General features: G+C 41.1%; 19 protein-coding genes and 1 pseudogene. 7 read left to right on the top strand and 13 right to left on the bottom strand.

The features are described from left to right. Nucleotides 1-51: 51 nt before the first annotated feature. Entirely contained in the window at nt 52-1,311 is a 1,260-nt protein-coding gene (locus ACE1AT_RS07220; protein ID WP_374866753.1) for a sensor histidine kinase, read from the bottom strand. A 27-nt stretch (nt 1,312-1,338) separates the two neighbouring features. Further along, on the bottom strand, nt 1,339-2,016 hold the full coding sequence (locus ACE1AT_RS07215; protein WP_374866751.1) for a response regulator transcription factor: 678 nt from the start codon (nt 2,014-2,016) through the stop codon (nt 1,339-1,341). A 379-nt stretch (nt 2,017-2,395) separates the two neighbouring features. Between ACE1AT_RS07215 and ACE1AT_RS07210 the strand changes: the two genes are divergently transcribed. The 3 genes from ACE1AT_RS07210 to ACE1AT_RS07200 all read left to right on the top strand — a co-directional run bounded on the left by ACE1AT_RS07210 (nt 2,396) and on the right by ACE1AT_RS07200 (nt 7,971). After that, nucleotides 2,396-2,809, top strand: a complete 414-nt coding sequence (locus ACE1AT_RS07210; RefSeq protein ID WP_374866749.1) for a hypothetical protein — start codon at nt 2,396-2,398, stop codon at nt 2,807-2,809. Between the two features lie 477 nt (nt 2,810-3,286). Then, complete coding sequence (locus ACE1AT_RS07205) at nt 3,287-4,639, top strand: efflux RND transporter periplasmic adaptor subunit (RefSeq protein ID WP_374866747.1); 1,353 nt, start codon at nt 3,287-3,289, stop codon at nt 4,637-4,639. Nucleotides 4,640-4,800: 161 nt separating this feature from the next. Then, nucleotides 4,801-7,971, top strand: coding sequence for an efflux RND transporter permease subunit (locus ACE1AT_RS07200; protein WP_374866745.1), 3,171 nt, complete (start codon nt 4,801-4,803; stop codon nt 7,969-7,971). A 138-nt stretch (nt 7,972-8,109) separates the two neighbouring features. Here the strand turns inward: ACE1AT_RS07200 and recQ are convergent, their stop codons facing one another. The 5 genes from recQ to ACE1AT_RS07175 all read right to left on the bottom strand — a co-directional run bounded on the left by recQ (nt 8,110) and on the right by ACE1AT_RS07175 (nt 15,353). Beyond that, on the bottom strand, nt 8,110-10,266 hold the full coding sequence (gene recQ / locus ACE1AT_RS07195; protein ID WP_374866743.1) for a DNA helicase RecQ: 2,157 nt from the start codon (nt 10,264-10,266) through the stop codon (nt 8,110-8,112). A 141-nt stretch (nt 10,267-10,407) separates the two neighbouring features. Beyond that, entirely contained in the window at nt 10,408-10,875 is a 468-nt protein-coding gene (locus ACE1AT_RS07190; protein ID WP_374866741.1) for a DUF29 domain-containing protein, read from the bottom strand. Nucleotides 10,876-10,944: 69 nt separating this feature from the next. Continuing rightward, on the bottom strand, nt 10,945-12,462 hold the full coding sequence (locus ACE1AT_RS07185; RefSeq protein WP_374866740.1) for an ABC transporter substrate-binding protein: 1,518 nt from the start codon (nt 12,460-12,462) through the stop codon (nt 10,945-10,947). Nucleotides 12,463-12,690: 228 nt separating this feature from the next. Next, entirely contained in the window at nt 12,691-14,151 is a 1,461-nt protein-coding gene (locus ACE1AT_RS07180; RefSeq protein WP_374866738.1) for a protein kinase, read from the bottom strand. Nucleotides 14,152-14,627: 476 nt separating this feature from the next. Next, the gene (locus tag ACE1AT_RS07175; RefSeq protein ID WP_374866736.1) at nt 14,628-15,353 is read right to left on the bottom strand and encodes an FHA domain-containing protein; all 726 of its coding nucleotides are present in this window, start codon (nt 15,351-15,353) and stop codon (nt 14,628-14,630) included. A 266-nt stretch (nt 15,354-15,619) separates the two neighbouring features. Here ACE1AT_RS07175 and ACE1AT_RS07170 point away from each other — a divergent pair, with 266 nt between their 5' ends. From ACE1AT_RS07170 to ACE1AT_RS07160, 3 genes are all read left to right on the top strand, one after another. Further along, nucleotides 15,620-16,318, top strand: a complete 699-nt coding sequence (locus ACE1AT_RS07170) for a Crp/Fnr family transcriptional regulator (RefSeq protein WP_374866734.1) — start codon at nt 15,620-15,622, stop codon at nt 16,316-16,318. A gap of 104 nt (nt 16,319-16,422) precedes the next feature. Next, on the top strand, nt 16,423-17,094 hold the full coding sequence (locus ACE1AT_RS07165; RefSeq protein WP_374866732.1) for a DUF2232 domain-containing protein: 672 nt from the start codon (nt 16,423-16,425) through the stop codon (nt 17,092-17,094). A gap of 114 nt (nt 17,095-17,208) precedes the next feature. Further along, complete coding sequence (locus tag ACE1AT_RS07160) at nt 17,209-18,474, top strand: nicotinate-nucleotide--dimethylbenzimidazole phosphoribosyltransferase (RefSeq protein ID WP_374866731.1); 1,266 nt, start codon at nt 17,209-17,211, stop codon at nt 18,472-18,474. Between the two features lie 53 nt (nt 18,475-18,527). On the opposite strand, the gene ACE1AT_RS07155 is transcribed toward ACE1AT_RS07160, so the two are convergent. Beyond that, nucleotides 18,528-18,905: a hypothetical protein gene (locus ACE1AT_RS07155; protein ID WP_374866729.1), complete on the bottom strand. Its 378-nt coding sequence runs from the start codon at nt 18,903-18,905 to the stop codon at nt 18,528-18,530. Nucleotides 18,906-19,256: 351 nt separating this feature from the next. Between ACE1AT_RS07155 and ACE1AT_RS07150 the strand changes: the two genes are divergently transcribed. Next, the gene (locus ACE1AT_RS07150) at nt 19,257-20,420 is read left to right on the top strand and encodes an extracellular solute-binding protein (RefSeq protein ID WP_374866727.1); all 1,164 of its coding nucleotides are present in this window, start codon (nt 19,257-19,259) and stop codon (nt 20,418-20,420) included. Nucleotides 20,421-20,471: 51 nt separating this feature from the next. Here ACE1AT_RS07150 and ACE1AT_RS07145 read toward each other — a convergent pair whose 3' ends face one another. The 5 genes and pseudogenes from ACE1AT_RS07145 to ACE1AT_RS07125 all read right to left on the bottom strand — a co-directional run. Beyond that, nucleotides 20,472-20,981, bottom strand: coding sequence for a hypothetical protein (locus tag ACE1AT_RS07145; protein ID WP_374866726.1), 510 nt, complete (start codon nt 20,979-20,981; stop codon nt 20,472-20,474). 342 nt (nt 20,982-21,323) lie between these two features. Next, complete coding sequence (locus ACE1AT_RS07140; RefSeq protein ID WP_374866799.1) at nt 21,324-22,256, bottom strand: tetratricopeptide repeat protein; 933 nt, start codon at nt 22,254-22,256, stop codon at nt 21,324-21,326. Between the two features lie 256 nt (nt 22,257-22,512). After that, complete coding sequence (locus ACE1AT_RS07135) at nt 22,513-25,158, bottom strand: DUF3656 domain-containing protein (RefSeq protein ID WP_374866724.1); 2,646 nt, start codon at nt 25,156-25,158, stop codon at nt 22,513-22,515. Nucleotides 25,159-25,236: 78 nt separating this feature from the next. Next, a complete protein-coding gene (locus ACE1AT_RS07130; RefSeq protein WP_374866722.1) occupies nt 25,237-25,758 on the bottom strand; it encodes a hypothetical protein in 522 nt (173 codons plus the stop codon). Between the two features lie 115 nt (nt 25,759-25,873). Continuing rightward, nucleotides 25,874-26,086: pseudogene (locus ACE1AT_RS07125) on the bottom strand (zinc ribbon domain-containing protein); the annotation flags it as partial. Nucleotides 26,087-26,211: the final 125 nt, after the last annotated feature.

The raw sequence follows: 26,211 nt of genomic DNA, 5'->3' as shown, positions 1-26,211 counted from the left end.
CTTACTACGAACCTTTTGTTATTTGCGCTGTTTTACTTAACTGATAACTGTTCAAACTTTGAGCGGAAGTTCGATTTGAAAAGTTGAACCTTGAGCAATTATACTCTTGACAGAAATTTGTCCTTGGTGAGCTTGCACAATTTGTTGAGCGATCGCCAATCCCAATCCAAAGCCACCAGTTTGACGAGAGCGAACCATATCTACGCGATAAAAACGATCAAAGATATAAGGTAAATCGCTAGCGGGAATCCCGATACCATTGTCTTTCACCTGAATCACCGCGCAGTGGAACTGGGTAAAAAGACGCAATTGTACTTCACCTTCTGCGGGAGTGTATTTGCAAGCGTTACTCAGGAGATTGATAATCGCTTGTTTGAGCAAATTCGGATCGGCGTGTAAGATCACAGACTGCTCTGGTAATTGGGTGCTGAAATTTAAACTTTGAGCAGCAGCTTGAGTGGTGAACTCCGTAGCAAGCGATCGCAACAGTTGAGTTAAATCAATCGATTTGAATGTAGTTTCCGCTAGTGAGCTATCATGGCGTGACAGAAACAACAGATTATTGATCAGCACACTCATAGACTTGGCTGTTTCTGCTATGTTTTGCAACCGTAGTCGTTGCTCCGAAGGATCTTCGGGTGGGATTAAAGCAACTTGAGCATTACTTAACATTGTTGCTATAGGTGTGCGTAGTTCATGGGAAGCATCCGCCGTAAATCGCTGTAATTGCTGATAAGCTCGGCGGGTTGGTCGCATTGCTAATCCCCCTAAAAACCAACCTGTAATTCCAATCAGAACAAAAGTGAATGGAACACCCAAAGCTAAAAACAAGCGAGCTTGATTTAAGCTATTGCGTAGTGAGTCCAAGCGAGCTGCTGCTTGAAAATAACCGATCAACTCTTTATTTTGCAAAACGGGAATAGTAACCTGGCGAACCCAAGTGATTGTAGTGTAGTCTATGTCTCCTGACAGTTGCAAAGTTTGAAATCCAGGTTCTGCGGTTAACTGTTTTGCACCCAATGAACCAATAGACTGCACGAGTTGTTTGTCAGCATTGTACCACCGGGCGTATAGCAGTCCATTATTTAATGATAGGTCTTTTTCTAGAGGAGTGCGATCGCCTTGATTTTGACCAAGGGTATACTGAGTTTTACTAGCAAAACTTTTACTTTGGGAAAATAATTCCTCATCAAAAAACCGCAACTGCTCCTCTACATTCAGACAGTAACCCACTCCAGCAAACGCAAACAGAATTCCACCCATCGATAGGGCGAACCAGTGAGCAAGATTACGACGACTACGATCAAACATTTTTGCAGCAATTTGGCGAAGGTATTGTTATGAATTCGGCGGATTCAACCGATAGCCTACCCGATGCACCGTTTCGAGCCAATCTCTAGCCCCAATGATTTGCAAACGTTGGCGCAAGCGACGTACCAAAGTTGTGACTGCGTTACTTTCGGGTTCTTCTCCGCAACTCCACAGAGCTTGCTCAATCTGATCATGAGATAAAATTTGGCGGGGATGACGCATCAAATATTCCATCAATTGGAACTCCCGGCTAGAAAGTTGAGTTGTGATTGCATCAAGCTCAATAGTCAAATTAGATACATGCAGATGCAAGCCACTTAAGCTGAGTATATCTCCTTGCCACATTGGCGATCGCCTTCCCAATGCCCGTACCCGCGCCAAAAATTCTAATACATCTACTGGTTTGACTAAGTAATCATCCGCACCCGCATCTAAACCCATCACTTTATCTGTAACCGTGTCTTTCGCAGTCAATATCAGTACTGGAGCGACTTTACCTGCTCGTCGATATGACTGACACAGTTCTACCCCACTCATCTTAGGTAACATCCAATCTAAAATCAATAAATCATAATCTTTTTGAAAAGCAAACCATTGTGCTGTTTCTCCATCTTCAATCGCATCTACAGTATGCCCTACTTTTAATAGTGCTGCTCGCAGTGGTTCCAATTGGGCTGGGTCGTCTTCAACCAGTAAAATCAACATCCCTGTTCAGCTTGCTGTAATTTTAACTTGCTAGTTTTAAGATAAGTAAGTCGGCACAAATAAAGACCCGATGTTCCTCGCGTCTGTACAATATCAAAAAATCGCCGTTGCTGAATCACAGAAATGAATTTATAATTCACGCTTATGTAGAGACGTAGCAATGCTACGTCTCTACAAGGATTTCGCATCGAACGACAAATATGTATACAAACATCATTCATGACGAAATTCAGCAACGCCAAAAAATCCGCCTACCATTGAATCACAGTCTCACACCTAATGCTTAAGCAGACTGCTTGATTTTATGAAGTCGTTTTTAGACGACTTGTGCTATTAGCTAAGGGTTTAAACCCTTAGTTTACCCGTACCTATTCCTTCCATGCGTCAACTTCAACTTTTTTCAGTATTACAAACATTAGGGTTTGTGTTTTGGTCATCATTACCGTTGATTGGACTGGTTTTTTGGGTGGGAAGCGGTTTGGTGGGAGATCGCATCCTCAATCGTACCTACAGTCATAAAAAATATCTGCAAGCAGATACGCAATTGACACGGCAGATTATGAAAAAGGTAGTGGCGATCGAAGTGGAAGTTATTCCAGCGCAAGGAATTTCGCTGGTGAATGTGAAAACAAATCACTCACCTCTCAAAACTATGAAGTTTGAGTTCTCAATCACCAATCCTAATCAGCTTGAAGCTAACATCAGTCGCGAGTTGGGTTTATCACGGGAACGAGTCAGCGAACTAATTCGCTATCAAGGACTGGAGAAATCAGTCGGTCTTCACCAAAAGTAAACAAGCCTAAAATCCTTACTAATGACAAATGACCAATAGACTTCTTGCAAAAATATTTTTACCCCACCCTAACCCTCCCCGTAAACGGGGAGGGAACTAAATCTTCCCCTCGTTCACGGGGGGATTGAGGGGGGTTAATTCGACTTTTGCAAGAGATCTAATGACCAATGACCAATGACCAATGACCAATGACCAAATTTCAAATCTTTTGTAATATTTCTCTATCAAACTACAAACTTTGACATTATTTTGTCACATTTATCCAGCAAACTATAAATAATAAAACTTTCAGCACTTTGATGAAACTTCTTGCAGAAGTTAGGGCAAGGGTTAAAAGAATTGAAAAATCCTTTTACCTTTACCCTTTTCCCAGCTCTAGCACTCATGTATTTTTGCAAGAGGTCTGATATTTTTCCTTCTGTATTCTGGCTTCTTATTCATTAGTCCTAAATCCTCAATAGCTTGCCATCAACCGCTATGGATACTTCTGAAGCTCCAGTTTCAACGCCCCAAACCCAGTCAGACAGTTCTGTAACCTCTGAGTCAGTACCTACCCGTTCTGGCAAACCCTGGTTCCGGACACTGATAATTTTGTTTTTCACCACTGGGGGTCTTATCCTTTGGCGGATGCTGGCTCCTGGTGGCGCACCGCAACCTTCTGTGGCTCAACAGCAGCAAGCACCACCGCCACGCCCCATTGAAACCATCACTCTGGCCACTGGAACTGCTACCAGGAATGTACAGCTTTTGGGACAAGTGGAAGCCACTCAACAATCCACACTGCGCGCTCAAACTGGTGGAATTGTAGAAAAAATTTTAGTGCAACCGGGCGATCGCGTCAAGACAGGAATGGTAATAGCCGTCTTAGATGACTCTGATCAGCAATTGGCGATCGCTCAAGCACGGGCGCAACTAGCACAGCAACGTAGCAATTTAGCACGTTTAGAAGTAGGTACTCGTCCAGAAATTATTGCTCAACGTCAAGCAGCCGTCACATCCGCCAAGGCACGAGAACAAGAAGCGCAGGATAATTTGAGGCGTACTAGTGACTTGGTAAAAGAAGGTGCATTGTCACAAAGATTACTAGTAGAAGCGCAAACAAGTTTAAATGACATCCAGGGAACAGTATTAGAAGCCCAAGCAGAACTAGCAGAAGCCAAAGCAGGGCCAATTCAAGAAGAAATCGCCGCTCAACGAGCCAACGTAGAAGCAGCCCAAGCGAACTTGGCACAAGTACAACTAGCACAACAACGGACTCGGATTGTGGCATCGGAATCAGGTGTAGTGCAGACACGGCATGTAAGTAATGGTGATTTGGTGCAAAGCTCTAATCAAATTGTCACCCTAGTAGCAGGCGATCGCTTTGACATTTTCCTAGAGTTACCAGAAGAATTAACTGGTCGAGTCACCCCTGGTATGGCAATTGAACTCACAGCTCGCGCCCTACCACAATGGAAACAACGAGCCACAATCACCGCCGTCGTTCCCTCTGCCGACAGTGCCTCCCGTCGTCAACGAGTACGTGTCCAAATTAACAAACCACCATCAGGATTATTACCAGGAATGGCGATCGCAGGCAACCTCAATATGCCTGCAAATCGCCCTAGCTTTGTCGTCTCACGAGACGCCTTAACCAGAAGGCAAAACGAATGGTTTGTCTTCACAGTCGCCGATGGCAAAGCCAAACAAATTCAGGTAGAAATGGTTGCTGACATGGGCAAAGACATGGCAATTTACCATTCATCCCTCCAACCCGGACAACGCATCGTCCTACGTGGCGGTGACGGCTTGCAAGATGGTGCGCCAGTGAAAATAGTTGATCGCAGTTAAAGGGAGTGTAGGGAGTAATGTAGAGACGCGATTCATCGCGTCTGGGAAGTGTGGGAAGAATTATTTAACAAGTCTTTTCCCCGATCCCCGATCCCCAATCCCCGATCCCCAATCCCCGATCCCCAATCCCCGATCCCCAATCCCCAATCCCCAATCCCACTATGAACTTCATCGAAACTTCTGTGCGTTGGCGACATGGTACTTTTGTCCTGTTTTGCTTACTATCAATATTGGGAGTATTTTCGCTGCTGAATCTGCCTTTAGAATTGCAACCAGGAGGCGATCGCCCGGAAATTACGATTACTACCACCTACCCAGGTGCAGGGCCGACGGAGGTCGAAGACCTGATTACGCGCCCAATTGAAGAGCAAATGGAAGAGGTGCTGGGTGTTCAAGAAATCACAAGTAATTCTCGATCTGGACGCAGTAGCATCACGCTAGAATTTACTCAGGATGCCGATGTGCAGGAGCGGATGATCGATGTGATCAACCGCTTGCAGCAGGTGGAAAGCTTACCTCCAGAAGCTCAAGAATCGAGTGTAGAATTGGTGGGCGGTAATAGTTCCCCGATGATGTGGATTCCTTTTGATACAAAGGAAGGATTTCAACCGGATGCTAACCGCTATCGAGATTTAGCCGAAGAAGTCGTAATTCCCCGGTTGCGACGGGTGGAGGGAACAGGACAATTTCTCGTAGTCGGTGGACAAGAGCGAGAAGTAGAAGTGAAGATTGACCCGAAAGCATTGTCAGATCGCAACCTCACCATTGGTAACGTGGTGGAGGTACTGCGGGAAAACAACCGCGATATCCGGGGTGGGCCGTTAATTTTAGGACGACGGGAATATCGAGTACGCACAGTCAGCCGTTCCCAAGATTTATCACAAATAGAAGGCTTTGTACTCCGACGTGATCAATCTGGTACAGTTTACTTGCGAGATGTCGCTCAGGTACAGATGGGGCGCAAACCGCAAGATAGTGCGTTGGTATTTAACGGTAAACCAGGGGTAGCAGTCGGTGTGATTCGGCAAATTGGGGCAAATGTTCCAGAGGTTGCTAAAGGTATTCGCGCCGAAATAGCTGCACTGCAAACAGAGTTTGACAAGCAAAATCAGGGAATTCGGTTTGTCTACAACTATGACGAGAGCCAATATATTAATCAATCGGTGTCTTTTGTCCAAGGCAATTTGGTGAGTGGAGCGCTGCTAGCTACCATTGTCCTAATTTTGTTCCTCGGTTCTATGCGTACCGTGGCGGTGGTAGCGATCACAATTCCAACTACACTGATTATGGTGTTTATCGTCATGTCTGCATTAGGACGGACATTGAACATTATCAGTTTGGCAGGATTGGCGTTTGCGGTGGGTATGGTTGTAGATAATGCGATCGTTGTGATTGAGAATGTCTTCACCCATATGCAGCAGGGTAAAAGTGCCATGCGGGCGGCGATTGAAGGTACACAAGAAGTTTGGAGCGCCATGCTTGGTTCTACCCTAACTAACGTTGTGGTGTTTGCACCGTTAATTATGGTGACGGGTGAAGCTGGACAACTTTATGCTGATATGGCGATCGCTCTTTCTGCTTCTTCTCTATTCTCCTTATTCGCCGCATTGACTTTAGTCCCAATGCTTTCGGGATTGTTCCTCAAACAATCGGAAGCAATGCAAATGATGGAGGGTGGCGAATATCGGGGTGGTAATTGGTTGGAGCGTTCGGTTGCTAAATGTTCAGCTGTATTTCGTCATTTTCAAGGCAAACTGGAAAACTTTCTCGCTTCTACAGTTAGTTGGTCACTGGGACGTAAGCGAATTGGTCGGAGATTATTAGTACTGTCGATTCCTGTTGCTTTACTTTTGATCAGTGTTGTGCTATTACCACCTGCGGATTACTTACCAGAAGGTAATCGCAACTTAGTTACCCTGCGGGCGGAACCTTTACCAGGAACCAGTATTCCCGAAGCGATTCGCCAATCTGAACCGATACAAGAATTTTTGCGATCGCAACCAGAAGTTGAGCGGATTATGTATGTTGATCGTCCCGGCGCACTGCGGGGGATAGCCACAATCTTAAAACCAGAATTTGCCACCACAAGCGGATTAGCTGAGATGGTAGATCGGTTGCGCGCCCAAAGCAGTAACTTTGCTGGATACCGCTTTATGGTACCAACTCGGATTTCTATTTTCCGTGATCCTGGTAAGGAGTTTGAAGTCGATATTGTCGGGGCTGATCTCAATCAGATCACCGAACTGGAGAAACAAATTACAGCCAAATTGCGGCAACTTTCGGGAGTGCAGAATGTACGTTCCAACTTTGTCACAGGAGCCGGAGAACTGCAAGTGATTCCCAATCGAGAACGCATTGCAGAAGTGGGACTCTCGGAAGCTGATATTGGTTCAATAGTAGAAGCAGCATTGGGTGGACGCATTGCTTCCGATTACATTGATGGCAAAGAAGAACTTGATGTTTCAGTGGAATTACAAAATACCTCCGTGGAAACACCAGAACAACTGCGACAATTGCCACTCTATGCTCAGGGGCGACAGGTACAACTGGGTGATGTCGCTGAAGTCAATGAAACGATTGGGCCGGATGTTATTAATCACGTCGATTTAGAGCGATCGATCAGCCTCACCGTCTCCCTCGCACCGGATGCACCGCTTGCTACTTTAGTAGAACGCACCGAAAAGGAAATTCTTGCTCCTTTGCGTGCGAATTTACCTACAGGTTATCGGTTAGAATTAGCAGGTTCCGCAGATCAGTTAGCAGCAACTGTGACTCAACTAGCAGCTGCGTTTGCATTTTCGATTTTGATTACATACTTGTTATTAGTAGCACTTTATCGCTCATTCCTTTACCCAGTAGTAATTATGGCTACTGTACCAATGGGGATGAGTGGTGCGCTCTTAAGCCTAGTCATTGCTAACCGTATTCCCGGAATGAATGTGGCGTTAGATATGATTACAGCCTTGGGATTTGTGATCCTCACAGGTGTGGTTGTCAACAACGCCATTCTGTTAGTCGATAGAGCCTTGCAACTTCAGGAAGCAGGCGAAGATTATGATGCATCACTCTATAACGCAACGAGCGATCGCCTACGGGCAATTTTCATGTCTGCGGGAACTAGTGTGTTAGGAATGTTACCCTTAGCAGTCCTACCAGGTCAGGGTTCAGAATTATACCAGGGATTAGGCATCGTCCTGACTGGTGGTTTAGCATTTTCCACTATTTTGACTCCCACAGTTGTACCTGCGCTCATGGGTTTACTACATGATTTCTCTGGACGCAGAACGCAATCATCTGTCACAAAAAATACTATTGAAGTCGGTAAAAGGTAATGGGGAAAGGGGATCGGGGAAAAGGAAGAGTGAGGAGTGTGGGGAGTAATGTAGAGACGCTTCAAACAGCGCGTCTGGGAGTGTGGGGATAATTATTTAACAAGTCTCTTCCCGATCCCCGATCCCCGATCCCTTCTTTCACTTACGGCTCTTTTTTCGCCACTTACTTCTGACTAGACGAATTTCTTCAAAGCTATAGCTATCGCCAAGATATTCTTTAATTGGGGTAAGGGCAATATCTCCTAAAATTTCTAACACTTGCAAGATTTTTTGCTGTTTTTCTGGCGGTACTAAATGATTTAAGTCTATGGGTTGATTTTTTTCGATTAAATCGCAGAGATGACTAAAAATTGTTGTTGAGCGCAGGTTACGTTTTGCGGCAATTTCTGAGATACTTAAACCTTGTTGATATAACAGCAAAGTCTGTAATTCTGTAGCAGAAAGCGAACTAGAAGCAGAGGGAAGGTTTTGTTTTTGTGCTGGATAATTGTTTTCTTGGCAATATGCGCGAATTTCGGCAATAAATTTATCACCATATTGACTCAATTTATGGCTACCTACCCCAGAAAGTTGGCTAAATGCATCTTTAGTTTGGGGTTTGACTTGAACCATTAATTTGAGAGTCGAATCAGGGAAAATCACATAAGGTGGAACAGACTGTTCATCTGCTAGTTGTTTCCGTAGCGATCGCAACCTCTGCAATAACATTTCTGATTCTACACTTTTAGCATTATCTTCAGTCCAAGTGATCTTTTGGGTGACGGTGACAGCAATCGAAACTGTACGCTGTCGTCGCATGACTTCCCAACTTAAGGCGTTAAGTTTTAAAACAGCGTAACCATCAGTACTTTGTTCTACTAAACCTTGATGTAACAAAGAACGTCCCAGCATTCGCCATTCTTCCAAACTTTTATCTTTACCGATACCGTAGGTAGAGAGTTTTTCGTGTTCGTATTGGGCAATTTTTTGGGTTTTCGCTCCCCGCAGCACATCTATAATATGACCCATGCCAAATTTTTCTTTGCAACGGGCGATACACGAGAGGAATTTCATCGCTTCCACTGTCCAATCTTGCATCGGTTTGGGATAGCGACAGTTATCACAATTATCACAATTTCCCGGAAAACGTTCGCCAAAATAACTAAGTTGGATTGTGCGACGACAGTCTGTACCTTCAGCGTAATCTATCATCTGTCGCAATTGTTGTTTAGCTATTAATTGTTCTTGTGGTTCACTTTTTTGATTGATGAGAAATTCGATAATTTTGACATCACCATAGCTGAGAAAAAGTATACAACGTGAAGTTTCCCCATCTCTACCCGCCCTACCTGATTCTTGATAGTAACTTTCTAAATTCCGGGGTATATCAAAGTGAATCACAAACCGCACATCTGGTTTATTGATACCCATACCAAAAGCGATAGTTGCTACCATGACTCGCACATCATCACGAATAAAGCGAGTTTGATTTTTACTTCGTTCTTCGTCTGTCAAACCAGCGTGGTAAGGTAGGGCAGAAATTTTATCATGTTGGAGTTTAAAGGTGATTTCATCAACTTTTTTGCGGGTTAAACAGTAAATAATTCCCGAACCTTGAGAATCGCGGATTAATTCTAGGAGTTCGGCGTAAGCATTCTTTTTTTTGGGACGAACTTCGTAGTAAAGATTTTGGCGGTTGAAGCTGGCGATGTGAATGCTGGGATCTTTTAACCCTAGTTGTTGGGTAATATCATGACGGACGCGATCAGTAGCAGTGGCTGTAAATGCCCAAGTTGGAACATCAGCGTAACGTTTTCGCAGTATAATTAATTGGCGATATTCTGGGCGAAAGTCGTGTCCCCACTCAGAAACGCAGTGTGCTTCATCAATAGCAAAGGCAGAAATACCGACTTCATGATGAATTAAATCTAGAAATGGGAGAAATCGATCGCTAACAAGGCGTTCTGGAGCGACGTAGAGTAATTTAACTTTACCTTGAAGGATGTATTGTTCACGCGATCGCGTCTGGTAAGAGTTCAGACTACTATTGAGAAATGTCGCTGCTACACCGTTTTTTCGCAGTGCTTCTACTTGATCTTGCATCAAAGCGATTAAAGGTGATACTACTACTGTCACACCTTTTTTAATCAGTGCAGGTAGTTGAAAACACAAAGACTTTCCGCCTCCTGTGGGCATAATAATCAGCAAATCCCGATTAGAAAGCGCATTTTCGATAATTTCTTTTTGTCCAGGGCGGAAATTATCATAACCAAAGTGGTATTTCAGCGTTTTTTCTAATTGAGGATAATCAGACATAGCGATCGCTTTTTCAGGACTTTGTCCGTGGTTAATTATTGAAGATATCAGGATTTTAACAATCTCCTGCCTGGAAGTCGCAATAATTCAGAGAAGCGATCGCTCTTCTTCCCCAAAATCCATCTATCACCAGTCAAGCAATTACAGTCCGTAGAAATCCTCATCTAGAATCTGCTCAACCGAAAAAGGACAAACTATTGGATACTCACTTTCCTCTGGTACACGAACTCCAAATATAGCTAGTTTACCTTCTTTGATTGCTAGCTTTCGACTATCTGGATAAGCTTTTTCTATTGCTTCAACCAAAAAACTTTTGAGAGAAGGAGTATCTGATAAATTATTGAGAACTCGTTGACGATGTTCAAGTACCGAACTATACCAGCTTCCTTTCATCATATCGGGTGCATCGTGTTGAACCATTAACTTGAGTAAATGCGCTAACAAAATAGTCAGATTGCTCTTGAGAGCATTTTTTTCCGCCTTACCCAAATCCACTAGCTCCTCAATTAAATGCTCAATGTCAAGCGACTCAAATTCACGATTCCGTAATTGTTGAATTGTTTGCTCTATCCAATATTGCAAATCGCGATCGTATAGGTTGTTAGACATTCTTCAGATTAACTCCGTTTTGTTTTTAGCAGAAAGCAGAAGAAGCGCCACACTGTACCTGTACTCATGCTACTTTCCTTCACAACCTTGGATACACTTGAACACATATTTTTCTGGCGAATTCTCATCTTCTACCATTTGCACTAGCTTGCTTTCACCAGCGCGATCGCCATTTGGCTTAAATTTTATTTCACCAGTCACTCCCTCATCATATGAAAATCCCTTTTTGAGTGTGGAGAGGAAGTCTTTTACTCCTTCGCGACTGGGATTATGTTTTAGTGCTTCAATTACAAGCTTTGTAGCATCATAAGCAGTAGCTGTTCGCCAAATTATTTTATCTTCACTATTTTCTGGCTGACACCAAAGTTTATAAGAGTCAGTAACAAATTTTTGGGATTCTTTAGAATTAATAGTATAGTGCCAAGGAATAGCAATTACTATCTTCCGTAATCTTTCTCCCACATCTTCTGTCAACAATTTTGGATTGTAGGTTGCATCTCCACCTAAATAATAAAATTTTTGAAATCCTGGCTTGTAGATTTTTATGGCTATATCTTGTAAATATTTACTACTTGCTGCAAACATAAATACAGAAACATTATTTGTATTAGAATCACTCAGAATTCTGGAACCCTTCAAACTATTGTCATCTAGATCATATTTTTTATGGATTTGTCCTTGATTATTTCCTACAGCCTTAGCGAACTCATCCCTCAGTGATCTACTGAATACACTACTACTATTAAATAAAATAGATGCTTTTTTCTGTTGAAGATTCCTCAACATATAATTTGATAGCGCCCTAGCTTCAGCCTGATTGTCGTGAGCAATACGAAAAAAATATTGGTTATTATCTGCAATATTAACTTTAGTACTAGTGGGAGAAATTGATACTAATTTATGATTACGATATATAGGAGCTGCTACTTCAGTAGCATCAGAAGATGAATGACCAATAACTCCTAAAATATCTTTGCTTATACCCAAAGTCTGTGCTATTATTTCAGTTGATTTCAGATCATTATCTTTTTCATTAGCAATAATTACTCTAAGTTTTTTCCCGTTTATATTTTCTGATTCATGATTAAATTCTTCTTGAGCCTGAGCAACACCACGCAAGGTTTCTAAAGCGCGATCTGCCGAATTTTCTATCGGGACTACTACAGCAATTGTATATGCTTGATCATTTCCAATCAGAGCATTATTTTTGTAAATCAAGGTTTCTGGATCTGCACATTCATTTGAGCCTGTTGTTTTATACTCATCTCTTAATTTGTTAAAATTATCATAAGCTTCATTATATTGTTTTTCTTTCATTTTTAATGAAGCAAGATTTTGAATTTTTATATAATCTGAAACTTTATTATATTGAGAAAAAATTTTATCTCCAACACTAATTCTGTTTTTGACCTCATCAGATATGGGTTCAGGTGTATTGGTAGTTTGAATAGGAGGAGAAGGAGGAGAATTTTCTGGGGTTCCTTGTAATACATATTTGAGATAAGCACCAGAAAAGACAACTATAACTCCTGCCATAAATGCTAATAGCTTGATAAGTAATGGTGGCTTATTATTATTTTCGGACATAGAAAATTAATTTTTAAATAATGGTTATTTTATTATTTACATTCCAATTTCACTTATTGATTACTGACTGATTATTAAATAGTAAAACTTCACATTGGCTTTAGATTTATTGAATAATTGATATCCTGATGTTATTTCCCTATTTTCTTCAAGCTAGGAACCCTATTCATGGAAATTTTTTCTTTCTTATAAAAAGTCTTTTCATAGATTATTTTGTCAAGTTTAGCGTTAAGAGCGAGGTACTCCCAGATACGGGATAACAAGCATTAATAAAAAACTCAAACCAGTCGAAAAAACTGTCATCGCTAAGATAATTAATTTTTCTGTCAAACCACCAAACAACAGTAGAATTACTACAAATGCTGTTATGACTAGTATGCTCAGAAAATTAAGAGTTTTGCCAGATAAAAAATTAAAACTACCACGACATTCAGCAAACATTAAACCAACAATAAATAATATCCATAAACCAGTAACAATCCACTGTGCAAAAATGAAAGATGCTAAAGGAGATGTTAACAACCCGTATGTAAAACCAATGAAGGTTCCTCCTAATAGTAATTCTTGAGTTTGTGATGGAGTTTTATTTGGAGTCGGATCTAAATATGGATCTTTATTATCTGGTGGAACAATAGGTTGAATTGTTAGATGATTACCTAAATTAGATGGTTGTTTATTCGCTTCATTTCTTTCTTGATTTTCTGAGTCATTGTGTTTGCTACTATTTTTATGATCTGGTGATAAAAGTAGTTCTAACCATTCTTGTACTGTTTGAGAACGATCCTCATAATATCTTTCCATCCCTTTAAGAATAGCTTGATTTACTTGATTACTAATATTTAGATTCCATTTATTTGGAGGCTCCAATTGATCTTTTTTTGTCCCAACTCTTGTTTCTGCATCTATAGGATTTTTCCCTGTTAACATAAAGTACAAAGTTGCCGCAAGTCCGTGTACGTCAGAATGATAACCTTGCTTTCCATCGTCTTTATATTGCTCAATCGGTGTATAGCCTACTGAACGAAATGATGTTAAAGGTCTTTGTTCTTGGGGTATAAAATTACGAGCAATTCCAAAATCAATTAGTACAGCACCTCTTCCATCTGCCCGGATGATTATATTGTGGGGTTTCACATCACGATGCAGCAGATTTTGATTATGAACTATTGTCAGTGCGCCTCCAATTTGCTGAATGTATATAATTGCTTCTTTTTCTCGAAGAATACCCTTTCTACGCACAAATTCATCTAAATTTTCACCATCAATGTATTCCATAACTATGCACGGTAATTCTTGATGATGATCTATTTTGATAATCTTGACAATATGAGGATGATCGCATTTAGCTAGCGCTACAGCTTCATTATAAAAATAGTGTTTACACTTGCGAAAATCTGGATGACTTTGCATCTTTTCATTGAGGGTTTTTATAACGACTTCCTTACCTCCTCTGTCTTCGGCTAGATAAGTAATTCCAAAACCACCATTGCCTAGAGTCTGTTTTAGTATGTATATATACCCATCTGTTACTAACTCAATTGTGCTGCCTTTATCTAACCATTGACCAAACTTCCAGTGACTCATAATACTCCCATTGTTTGGATTATGTTTATCGAATGCTCGAATTGTGTCATCATCTGGAATAGTGGGTGGAACCTCTTTTGAATTATGATTTTGCTTTTGATTCATAATGCGGACTTCAAGTATTGTAAAGATATCCAGCTAGCAGTTTAAGTATTTAATTGCTTGTGCGATCGCAAATAGACTATCTTTTGCTAAGTCATTACTCACATTCTTCTCAAAATAGCGATCGCCCTAAAAACCAGATTCCAAAATCCTGGTTTTTTCATAGTAATTGTCAATATTCTTCAATATAACGCTTCTTGATGACATTCAATCCAGTTGTCAACCGTAAATTTATGTAAGGCAAAATAATCACTTACACCTTATATATTTGTCCTCTATTGAGAATCGTTATACATGAGAGTTGCAATGAAAACCTATATAGTGCGATCGCTCCCAATACGGTTCGGACAAGATAAATAGATTCACATTTAAACCCTGTAGAGACGTTGCACTGCAACGTCTCTACATGCCCAAATTATGACGAAAAATTCTTAACCGAACCGTATGCGATCGCTCTTCGGGTTCTACTTTCAAACCAGTCAAGCAATCAGCTTGACTTGCAAACTATAGCCTCGCCCTTGCTCAGTTTTCAGAAACTTTGGTTCTCCAGAATCTGGCTCAACTTTGCGTCGAATTGCCCAAACAAGGCGAGTAACATCATTACTGGTATGACCAAAAGATTCTCCCCAAATAGCCTGTATTAATTCCTGATATTCACACACCACTGGCTGATGCTCATGATCCTGATTACGCTGCGCCATGTAATGAATGAGATTGCGTTCTTTTCGACTGAGAACAATTTCCTCTGTTTTCCCACCATCCACTAAAAAAAGTTTCTGTTCATTGAGACTGTACTCTAAGTGGGCAGGTGGTTGAAACTGGAAATATCTACCAGTTTGATCACTGTCTCGGAATGTCAACCTCCAAAAGATAGGTTCGTCTCCATCTACAAACTTGCCGAGAATCAAGATTACATCTCCGTTGTTTAGCTGTAATCTACTATGCTGGCGCACATCTATTTTGGTATCAGTATTCCACCGTTGCAAAAAGGTTCCATTTGCACTGGACTCATCCTCTACCCACCAAACATTTGCTTCACGCTGTAGCACACAATGTTGGCGCGAGATAGTCTTTTCGGGATTAGGTAGTACAATATCATTACCATTAGTTCTACCTATGGTAAGTCTTTCCTGCTCTAGCTTGATGGTGTACTGTTTGCCATTTGGCTCTTGAACATCAAGAAAGTGGCATTCTGAAAATAACATCGATCAAATACCTCCTCTTGCCATTGACCTCAATTGTAAAAATTTAGTGAGGTTGCTGTCACAGACTATTATTTTGGTGTGGCGTGTTAGGAGGCAACTGATAAGCTATGTCAAATTACTCTAATGTCAATCCAAGATAGCTTGAATTTTTCTTGAAAATTGATTCCCTGGCTTACCCCTTTTTTTGTACCTCATCCAAAGCTTAGTTTTGTATGAAGTCTATTGTGTAGATTCCAGTCTTGATCAATGATCAATAAGATGTCGTAATGGAAGAGCGATATAGCGTGCAAACATCCGCCAATCCCTGGATTTATTCGGCTCCCTTCTTTCAAGGTTTGCCCTCAACTATTGTCGAGGTAGCTCTAATTCATCTTGTAACCCGTACTCACCCAGCTAATCAGGTGATTTTGCTGGAAAATGACTGGGGAGGTTCTGTTTATTTTATTATTGAGGGATGGGTAAAAATTCGTACTTATAATCTCGAAGGTAAAGAAGTAACGCTGAATATTATCGGCAAGGGAGAGTTATTTGGTGAAATGGCAGCACTCGATGAAGTGCCTCGTTCTACAGATGTAATTACTTTAACTAGTACCGTGATTGGCAGTATGCCTGCCCAAGATTTTGTGAAGTTACTTCAAACAGAACCCTTAGCAGGAGTCAGGTTAGCCCAATTAATGGCACGACGCCTACGACAAGTAAATCGGCGGCTGCGGTTGCGGGAATCTGACAGTCAGTCCCGTGTAGCAGACACATTGTTGTTTTTGGCAGAGGGACAGGGGAAAAAAGGCCAAACAGGAACCGAAATTCCGAATTTACCTCACCGCGAATTAAGTAGTTTGAGCGGACTGGCACGAGAAACTGTAACAAGAGTATTGACCAAGTTAGAAAAAAAAGGCTTGATTAAACGAGAGCAGGAAGTGATTTGTATTCCTGACTTGTCAGCTCTAGAGAAAATGATAGTGTAAAGTTCGTGGTTAATGGCTAATAGTTAATCGCAATGAACAATTAGTAATTAGCAACAATCTATATGACCAATGACCAATGACCAATGACCAATGACCAATGACTAATGACCAAAAAATCCCTAGATCAACAAGATAATTTAAGACAACCGCAATTAAAGCTAGATGCGCCTTTACGAATGATGGAAACGGCGTTTTTAGCCAGTACTGCTAGCTTAATTTGGTTTATTAATTTCTATTTTCCATTAGGCCCATTATTACGGATATTTTTTCCAGTACCGATCGCTCTAGTCTATCTACGTTGGGGCAAAAGAGCCTCATGGATGGGAGCTGTAACTTCTGGGTTACTGCTGTCAGTATTAATGGGACCAGTCCGCAGCATGTTATTTGTTATGCCCTTTGCCTTTATGGGAGTACTTTTAGGGGCTGCTTGGTATCGTCGTGTTCCTTGGATTGTTTCTATCAGCTTAGGTGCTGTATTGGGTACTATTGGGGTGTTTTTCCGGTTGTGGTTGCTGTCTGTGTTGTCAGGGGAAGACCTTTGGATTTATGTCATTAACCAAGTCACAGAAATTGTAGAGTGGATCTTCCTGAAGCTAGCGATTCTATCATCTCCCAGTACATCTTTGATCAATTTGGGAGCGATCGCCTTAATTATCTTAAACAATTTTATTTATCTGTTTCTCGTCCACATCGCAGCTTGGCTATTACTAGATCGTCTGGGGAATCCCATTCCCCGTCCTCCCCATTGGGTACAAGTTTTGATGGATTACGAATAATAGTCATAGCAGGGAACAGGGAAAGGGAGACAAGGAGGACAAAACAAGTCAAAAGTCAAAAGTCAAAAGTCAAAATTAAGAACTTGTTGCCCAATGCCCAATGCCCAATAACCAATGACTAATGACCTTATTCGTATTTATACCGAAATAGAACAGGGTAAGGAATGGATTGAGCGATACCGTGGTTGTTCGCCCTTCTTTGGCTGTGTATTAGGTTTTACCGAAACTGGTTTAATTCCGGGTATTTCTGCGGCTGGTCTGACAAGTGAGGATCGTAAATATACAGCCATTGCTGATGCTGAATTTCTTTACTACGGTGCAGAACACAAACCTCAGTATCCTTTACCACCTTTAACTGCTGGAGCGTCACCTGTGTTCATTTCTAGGGCTGTGGTAGAGGCGTTGCATATTCCAGTTTATTTATTTAATGCTGGTTTACCCTACCCTCCTAATGTCCCAGCTATTGATTTAGGGGGTAGCACTGCTAGATGTTTAAGTAATGGTAATGCTTTGGAATTGGCAACAGTACAACGTTTATTAGAGGTGGGACTGCTTTGGGGCGATCGCCTAGCTGCCAAAGTTCAAAAAGGCTACGTGGTTTTGGGTGAATGTGTAGTGGGTGGAACCACAACAGCTTTAGCTATTTTACTCGGTTTAGGTATAGACGCAGCCGGAAAAGTCAACAGTAGTCACCCTACTTGTAACCACACGCAAAAATTGACAGTGGTGCAGGCGGGACTTGAAAAGATGAAGCACAGAAGGGGAGATGAGGAGAGTGGGGGGAGTAATGTAGAGACGCGCCATGGCGCGTCTGGGAGTGTGGCGAGTGAGGGAAGACAACAGATAAAAATTGCTCCCATGTCCCCCATGTCTCCCATGTCCCCCATGTCCCCCATGTCTCAAGTCGATCCCCTGGAATTAGTTGCAGCAGTGGGCGATCCAATGCAGGTAAGTTTGGCAGGAATGGCGATCGCTCTAAGTCGCAGTTGTGGCGTTTTACTGGCTGGGGGAACACAAATGCTGGCGGTGTACGCGCTGATGAGAGCGATCACTAAAACTTACGCCTTACCCTGGCGATCGCAACAAGTAGTAGTTGGTACAACTCGCTGGGTAGCAGAAGATCCCACAGGAAGCACTGTTGAATTAGCTCAACTGATTAACCTCAGTGGTTGTCCTGTGTCTTTACTTGCGACTCAATTAAATTTTACTCATTCTCACTATACCCAACTCCAAGCCTATGAGCAGGGTTTTGTTAAAGAAGGTATGGGAGCTGGTGGTGCAGCTATTGCGGCTCATTTATACCAAAACTGGCAACAAAATCAGCTTTTAGCAGCAATTGAAACTCAAATTGAGCGAATGCTCTCAATCAATAGTGATTAGTCTTTGTCATTTATCCAAGATTAATGGCCAATGAGCAATGACTAATGACTAAATTAATGAATTCTCTTTAGTAATAATTGCTCTTCCAAAGCAGCAATTCGATTGTATGCTGCTGTTAATTGTGCTGTCAGTCTTTGAATTTGAATTTCTGGTGCAATATGCCGATCTCCTCCCTGAAGATTAGAGTCTGGATAAACCCCGTCTGCTATGACATCCTTATGTTCCATCTCTAGATTAAAGCTTATATGTCCTGTTAAAGGAAAGCGATTAGCGTCGCTATTTTCTAAAACAGACCCTTGATCGTCATTTTTTGCATCTAGGCGACAAACCGATAAAGCTTGAGATACTTTATTATCAAGCTGCTCTATTACTTGGTATAGGGTATCTAGCTTATAACTTAGAGATAGCACCTGCTTCTGTAATGGCTCCATTTAATATGCTCATACGCTTATTTTTCTCTATGGTATTCAATAAGGTAGCAACGTTAAACATACTTATGATTTTTTTAAGCTTCCATATTATTTTTTTCAATAAAATATTTAACTAATCATTTAGCAATAAATCTCAATACATTTAGAAAATTCAACTAAACATGAGTATTGAGAAAGATTAATATTGGGCAGTTTGAACAAGAATATTCACTCTTGAGGTTGATGGTACTAGCTTTTGGCAGCATCACAAAAAAAGTAGGTAAGATGTATGATGATAGATTGACAAACTGTCTACCCAGCTAGCAATGGCTGAGGTTGAAACAATCAATAAAATTCTCAAGTCTCAAATTAATGGATAGAAGGTCGTTTTTACAAGGTGGTACGACATTAGCACTGGCGCAGATGTTGATTGGGTGTAGTGGAAACAAACAAACAACCTTGAATGTTCAGTTGTTGAAAGGTTCGATTCCTGGTCAGGTGGTTGATCAGTTTCGCCGCAATTTACAAAAGGGAGTAAACTTAAATTTTGCCCCCGTAGAGCAGCTACAGAGTTTATTTGAGGAATTACAAAGTTGGTACAATCAATCTCAGGCAACTCCTAAGCAGGGATTGAATTTTAATCTTCCCCTTGGTTCATCACAAAAACCTCAGATTGCTGACTTGGTGACATTAGGAGATTATTGGCTAAAAGCATCAATTGAAAAGAAACTAATTCAACCACTAGAAATCGAACAGCTAAAACAATGGAATTTCTTACCGCAACGCTGGAAAGAATTAGTCACACGCAACGATCAAGGCTTTCAGGACGCTAAAGGAAAAGTATGGGCTGCTCCCTATCGTTGGGGTAGCACAGTCATAGCTTATCGTCGTGATAAATTTCAAAAATTGGGTTGGACTCCAACAGACTGGAGTGATTTATGGCGGAATGAACTACACAATCGCATTTCCTTACTTGATCTAGATCGAGAAGTGATTGGTTTAGTCTTAAAGAAGTTGGGAAAATCTTACAATACAGAAAATTTAGAGGCAATTCCTAGCTTAGAGGCAGAATTAAAGGCTTTAAATCAACAAGTCAAATTTTACGATTCTACAAAATATTTAGAACCGCTCATTCTTGGTGATACTTGGTTAGCAGTAGGTTGGTCTGATGATGTTTTACCAGTAATTACCCGCTATCCACAACTTGCTGTAGTGACTCCTCTATCTGGAACAGCATTATGGACGGATGTATGGGTAAAACCTGTAGGTGTTAAGCAAGAAGACTTAGTTAATCAATGGATTAATTTTTGCTGGGAACCAAACGTTGCTGAACAGATTTTGATTCTTACCAAAACCAATTCACCAATTTCTGTAAAAGTTAAACCCTCTAGTATCCAAGAACAATTACGAAATTTCTTATTAAATCAAGATGATATTCTCGTTAAAAGTGAGTTTTTGCTACCTTTACCTCTCGCAGTAGCTAATCAATATAAATCATTATTTGCGAAAATCAAGAGCTATAGTAATCAGATTTGATTAATTAACTTACTCGTGATGACGGGGAACGGGGAACGGGGAATGCTATATCTAAAAAGAGTTTCCTAACCCAAAGTTGCTTTGAGAATTTATTTCTATCCTACACAAGGATGGATTTATTTTAAAATTACATGTATAGCTTGCTAAACGTTCCTGTTGATAATTAAAAATGCGGATGTTATAACCATAAGTTCTAGCAATATCTCCCAAAGCATTTACAAAATCGTAACGCTCAAGATAATCTAGCAAACTCCATATTTGTTGGTTCACAATCACATCTACTCGTGCAGGTTGATGATTATTGAATGGATAAGCAATCCAGTTATCCAGAAGTTTATTTTCGGAAGTTTCTTTAATCCACCATAAACTCGGAACACTTAACTGTCCTTGATCAATCGTATTTGCTGTAATCCCAGAACCTTGAGGATTAGTCAACAAATCTAATTCTAAAGGTGCATTAGAAGGCTTGGGAATTGATGGAATTTCTGCTAGTAATGGTTGGTTAAATAGGCAAGAAATTGTAGTTAGCCAGGTTCCTAAGAGTAGAGCAAACTTGTGCATAAATCTATTGATTGTTGCTCATCTTAACGTTGGAAATTACAAAAAAAAGGGAACAGGGAACAGGGAAAGAAAAAAAACTTCAGTTGTGGGTTTAAAGCTCACTTGGAAAAAAGATGTATTTCGAGACGCGCAGCGCAAGAAATACGGCGTCCTTGTTTCAATCCCACGGCTTAAGCTGTGGGAACACTGTTAAGAGTTAAGAGTTAAGAGTTAAGAGTTCCCTCTGAAATATTGATACCAAATTTCTCGTATATAGTCAAAAATCACACTATTTAATAATATAAAAGAGATGATTTTGAGGGTTTCAGCCCTCAAAATAGAATTTGAACTTACCATCGCGGACTAGGGACTTTGGAACAAAGCTTGAAAGCGTTCATCAGAACGAATATTGTCAAAATCTGCGTGATTTTTGATGATTTCTAAGTATTCTGGACAGAGGTTAATTGCTTGCTCCAATTTGAAAATTGCGACTGGAATATTATCCTTTTGAGCATAACAACGAGCTTTATTATACCAAATCACAGGGTCTTTTGGTTGCAATTTTGCAGCTTGATCGTAGCTAGCGATCGCATCATCATAATTTTCGAGATTTTCCCAAGCTATACCTTTGTTTAACCAAGCTTTGTAGTAATTAGGTTGAATAGACAAGGCGCGATCAAAGCTCTTGAGAGCTTTTTGATAATTTTTCCATTCATTCAAAGTTACGCCTCTGTTAAACCAAGCCATCACGTTATCAACGTTAAATTCGATGGCGCGATCGTAACTATTGAGAGCCTCTTCATAGCGTTTCAGTTCTCTTTGAGCGTTACCTTTGTTGTTCCAGGCCCAATAGGCGTCTGGTTGTAACTTCAAACATTGGTTAAAGCTGACAATTGCTTGTTGGTACTGCTGTAAGTCGCACAAAGTCAGACCGCGATTGTGCCAAACAGTGGCAGCATTGGGGTTAAACTCAATCGCACGATCAAAGCTGTTGAGTGCTTCTTGGTGTCGTTCTAGCTTTCCTAAAGCAATAGCTCGATTATGCCAAACCCAACAATCATTGGTGCGTAACTTCAGCATCTCGTCAAAACAAGCGATCGCATCTTCGTGACGACCCAATGAACCCAACGCAAAACCCTTTTGAAACCAAGCTTCTGGATAATCTGGCTTACATTTGAGTGCGTTGTCGAGAATGGCGATCGCTACTTCAAATTCTTGAGCCTTATTGCGTCGCAGTCCTTGCTGGAAAAAAAACTCTGCTTCCACATTGAGAGTCGGCTTAAACGAGTTTGGCATCATACCCTAGAATGATCTTTTCTTTGATTTTTTAAAAACAATAACATAACTTAATACCTAAATTTGTTATTGATTGTGAATCCAAAGAAAAAAATCAGTCTTTAGGAAGTTGCTTAAATTATTAAATTAAGGGGTTTATGTCAGTAAATTTTAGAAAGATTCGTTTTTCGCAATACATTCAGTGTTACATGTTTGCCTCAAGCAAGCTGTATAATAAACACCTCAAACTCTCAGAATAAAAATACCCCTACACCCTTTAATGAATAACAGAACCACGGGTTACACCTAGCTGATTTTGCAACTTCAACTCGCGCCAAAGTTGGGAACCTGTGATTTCACCCTTCAGTAATTGTTGATAATGTTGTATTGTTCGAGTCACATACTCAGCAGACTCATTCATAAATTCAATCCGGAAGTTACATAAGCCCAACTCTATTAAACGCTGTACATACTCTGCGCCTGTTTGGGCTGTACCATTAAATACCGTATTACGACAACCAGCATCAGCATGAAGGATGTGTTCTGTACCAATGCGATCCCGCAGTTTCACTTCATGTTTTTCACACGGTCGCCCACAATTACGAAAATCTGTCCCGGTAGATAAAAAGGCACAAAATACACAATGTTCCATGTGAAACATTGGCATATGCTGGTGAATTGTTACTTCAAACCAATCAGGGGGACTACTTTTAACTAAATCTTCCAGTTGATTGATATTTAAGTCGTAGGAAGCAGTCAGGCGTTCTAAATTAAAGTGGTTTTTTAATAAATCTGCCGTGAGAGGATTAGCAACGTTGAAAGAAAAATCTCCGATACAGCGATCGCGAGCAAAAAATTCGAGGTGGTCATAATTCCGCACCAAATAACCATCCGCCTCACAAGAACGTACTTGTTGCAAAATCCAATTTTCTCCAGGCTTGGTAATTCGGGGTGGTGCAACCCAAATACTAGGATTAGCAGAAGGTAAACAAGTAATATCTCCCCCTTGTCCCCCGTGTCCCCTCTCCCTCCCCTGGCGTACTATCTCCACCGCTTCACAATACTTACGGGGATCTTCAAATTCACAGTAGATAGTACTAACATCTGCTGCTAGTGCTGCTTGTAGTTGCTGAAAATTGCGTACTAACACAATTAAGCTAGGAGTTGAGGAAGCACTAAAGCGAGAAAGGCCAGAAGCAGGAAGTAAATCTGAAAGAGAAGCACTTGAATTGATTTGCCAAAGCTTGGGTTTTCTTCGCAGTTTCTCCAATTGGGTGACTATTTCTCGTCGCATCCGATTTAACTCACTCACGGGTAGCATCAATTCACCAGTGAGGTTATTTGTCAAGTCGCCCAAACAAAAAGGAGTATTACCGAGGCGACCGAATTGTTCTTGTAAACGTTGTTTAGTTAGGGGTTTAGTGTGTGCAGCTACTAGTGGTGTTGTGGATTCTACCTGAGCAACGTGACCAAATTCATCATGAGCGATCGCAACTAAATTTTGTCCAACTTCTCCATGCACTTCAATATTAATCGGGCGCTGAAACTGCGGTACATCCCCCGCAAAACTCTGTCGTAATTGCTTATCAAGTTCCGGATCACTAGTTTTCCAAACCTTATCGCCTACATGCACTCGTCGCCAATTCACATCCCGTCGCCCGAAGGTTAAGAGGGTTTCTTTTCCCTTTTGTTCTACTGCATAGATGCGTCCGCCTTCTTCTTTTACCTCTGGATGACCGCAGTCAAAGACAACACCATCCCCTGGTTTCACAGGTGCTTCTAACTTGAGGCTCACTTTTTCATTATTAACGCGGATTACCTCTCCCAAATAAACCCCCCGCTTTTTGCCAAAACGGGCATGAACCAATTCTTGATTGTTAATTCCACGGAACCATCCAGTATAAATTCCCCGCGAAAAAGCCATCTCCAAATTGTAGCGTTCCTCCGAAGACACCGAGTAATTCTCTGTACTCCCATGTCCCATGCCCCATGCCCCATGCCCAATGCCCAATGCCCCATGCCCCCCATGTCCCCTTGTCTCCTCTTCCTCTTGCGACTCCACCATCACCCGATCCAATGCTTGCCGATAAACACGAGTCACATTAGCAACATACTCTGGAGACTTCAATCGTCCTTCAATCTTGAGACATGCTACACCCGAATTTACTAAATCAGGCAAAACCTCTAACCCTGCCAAATCTTGGGGACTAAGGAGATATTTTCGATCTCCTAAATTCATAACTTCCCCATCTGCAATTAATTCATAAGGCATTCGACAAGCTTGGGCGCATTCACCCCGGTTAGCAGAACGTCCCCCTAATGCTTCACTCGTCAAACATTGTCCAGAGTAAGCTACACATAAAGCACCATGAACAAAGACTTCTAGAGGTAGCGAAGTGCCTCTGTATGCTAACTGGCTTTGAATTTTATTGATTTCGTGGAGAGAACATTCACGGGCAAGCACAACTAAATTACACCCTAGTGATTCCGCAAATTCCACACCAGCAGTACTCGTGATGCTCATTTGAGTAGAGGCATGAATAGGAAAATCAGGTGAGAGGTGACGAATGAGACGACAAATACCGATATCTTGGACGATGACTGCATCTACACCCGCCGTAATAATCGAGCGAATATATTGTTGTGCTTCTCTCAGTTCTTGGGGAAAAATCAGTGTATTGAGAGTGACATAACCTTTGACACCACGACTATGCAGGTACTCCATTAATTCTGGTAAGTCAGCCTCAGTAAAGTTTTCCGCCCGCATCCGCGCATTGAACCGATCCAAACCGAAATAAATTGCATCTGCACCATTTTCAACAGCAGCTTCTGCACATTCCCAATTACCAGCAGGGGCGAGAAGTTCGGGAAGTTGGAGTTTGGGTAAGGTAGTTTCGGAAGTTTGTAGGCGATCGGCTTTCATCTTTAACTAAGGCAAGATAGGGGATACCTTAGTGATTTTATCGTTGCCAGGGGGCTTGTACCATCAAGGAATGATTGATCAATCAGAAATTCTCAGCTTTAATGTCACTTCACCAGCAGCTGGTTCTGTCCACAATCTTCTTGTTCCGTTTTGATCGGTTGCTACTATGCTTCCTTCTATCTTGGATTGCTTATTAATCAAGACAGTGGCATAGTACACCGTATTTTGCACCTTTGTATTGTAAGTAATCTGATTAGGTTGGGTTAACCGTGCCGCAGGAGTACAGGCAGCTAATTCCTTACGGTTTTTGCTATCGTATATATTCATCAATAATTTTTGTGGTGAAGTGTTTTTTGTGCGAAAAACTCTCACCGTTTTGCCATTATTGGTATTAAAAAGCAAAGTTGTATCGCTTTTGTCTTGTTTATCGCAACTTGTTGCTTTTGTGTTTGTTTGTGCTAATACTTTTGTGTTAAGTGCTTTTTCTACTTGTCCTTCCAATACAGTAGATTTATAGTTAAATCCAGCTTCTGCTGATGCAGATATAGAGAACACTCCCAGAACAGCTAGAAAAATATATATAGATTTTTTCGCTAACATAAATAATTTTACCTAGTTTCAGGTATTTTATTATTACATTTATCATAAGTATTCACAGGAAATTAGAAAATTAATCTTAAGTTTGTCAGCTATAGCATTCTTGACACTCCCCTGCCTAAAGGCGAGGGGATTCTAGGCTCATCCTAGTTACTTGCTCTACCAAGTTTTCACCAAATAGAGTAGAGGTTACTAGTCCCCTAGCGTTACTTTGGGATTGCCCATCCCTAGCTTGTCTTGCAAGATTTAAAATGTTAATCGCTGCATTTTCATCCCTATGCAAACTACATCCACAACTACAAACATGGGTACGAGGGGAGCATCCCAATTTTGCAAAAAGAGAGTGAAAAGACCAATTTATTCGCGATTATCTCTCGCGAATAAATGGGGGGCTGTACATCAACACAAGAATTCGAGAGAATTATTTGTGTTCAATCCCAAGATCAAGGCCAATGA

Source organism: Pelatocladus sp. BLCC-F211 (assembly GCF_041928655.1).
GTDB lineage: Bacteria > Cyanobacteriota > Cyanobacteriia > Cyanobacteriales > Nostocaceae > Pelatocladus.
Note: the sequence above shows the minus strand (reverse complement) of the source record. Positions and strands in the feature narration are given on the sequence as shown.

Bases quoted from the DNA above. Each gene is read 5' to 3' on its own strand.
- ACE1AT_RS07165 (WP_374866732.1), top strand. From the start codon at position 16,423: ATGACCAAAAAATCCCTAGATCAACAAGATAATTTAAGACAACCGCAA.
- ACE1AT_RS07200 (WP_374866745.1), top strand. From the start codon at position 4,801: ATGAACTTCATCGAAACTTCTGTGCGTTGGCGACATGGTACTTTTGTC.
- ACE1AT_RS07130 (WP_374866722.1), bottom strand. From the start codon at position 25,758: ATGTTAGCGAAAAAATCTATATATATTTTTCTAGCTGTTCTGGGAGTG.
- recQ (WP_374866743.1), bottom strand. From the start codon at position 10,266: ATGTCTGATTATCCTCAATTAGAAAAAACGCTGAAATACCACTTTGGT.
- ACE1AT_RS07135 (WP_374866724.1), bottom strand. From the start codon at position 25,158: ATGAAAGCCGATCGCCTACAAACTTCCGAAACTACCTTACCCAAACTC.
- ACE1AT_RS07150 (WP_374866727.1), top strand. From the start codon at position 19,257: ATGGATAGAAGGTCGTTTTTACAAGGTGGTACGACATTAGCACTGGCG.
- ACE1AT_RS07180 (WP_374866738.1), bottom strand. From the start codon at position 14,151: ATGAATCAAAAGCAAAATCATAATTCAAAAGAGGTTCCACCCACTATT.
- ACE1AT_RS07215 (WP_374866751.1), bottom strand. From the start codon at position 2,016: ATGTTGATTTTACTGGTTGAAGACGACCCAGCCCAATTGGAACCACTG.
- ACE1AT_RS07220 (WP_374866753.1), bottom strand. From the start codon at position 1,311: ATGTTTGATCGTAGTCGTCGTAATCTTGCTCACTGGTTCGCCCTATCG.
- ACE1AT_RS07170 (WP_374866734.1), top strand. From the start codon at position 15,620: ATGGAAGAGCGATATAGCGTGCAAACATCCGCCAATCCCTGGATTTAT.
- ACE1AT_RS07155 (WP_374866729.1), bottom strand. From the start codon at position 18,905: ATGGAGCCATTACAGAAGCAGGTGCTATCTCTAAGTTATAAGCTAGAT.
- ACE1AT_RS07145 (WP_374866726.1), bottom strand. From the start codon at position 20,981: ATGCACAAGTTTGCTCTACTCTTAGGAACCTGGCTAACTACAATTTCT.
- ACE1AT_RS07185 (WP_374866740.1), bottom strand. From the start codon at position 12,462: ATGTCCGAAAATAATAATAAGCCACCATTACTTATCAAGCTATTAGCA.
- ACE1AT_RS07210 (WP_374866749.1), top strand. From the start codon at position 2,396: ATGCGTCAACTTCAACTTTTTTCAGTATTACAAACATTAGGGTTTGTG.
- ACE1AT_RS07175 (WP_374866736.1), bottom strand. From the start codon at position 15,353: ATGTTATTTTCAGAATGCCACTTTCTTGATGTTCAAGAGCCAAATGGC.
- ACE1AT_RS07205 (WP_374866747.1), top strand. From the start codon at position 3,287: ATGGATACTTCTGAAGCTCCAGTTTCAACGCCCCAAACCCAGTCAGAC.
- ACE1AT_RS07190 (WP_374866741.1), bottom strand. From the start codon at position 10,875: ATGTCTAACAACCTATACGATCGCGATTTGCAATATTGGATAGAGCAA.
- ACE1AT_RS07140 (WP_374866799.1), bottom strand. From the start codon at position 22,256: ATGCCAAACTCGTTTAAGCCGACTCTCAATGTGGAAGCAGAGTTTTTT.
- ACE1AT_RS07160 (WP_374866731.1), top strand. From the start codon at position 17,209: ATGACTAATGACCTTATTCGTATTTATACCGAAATAGAACAGGGTAAG.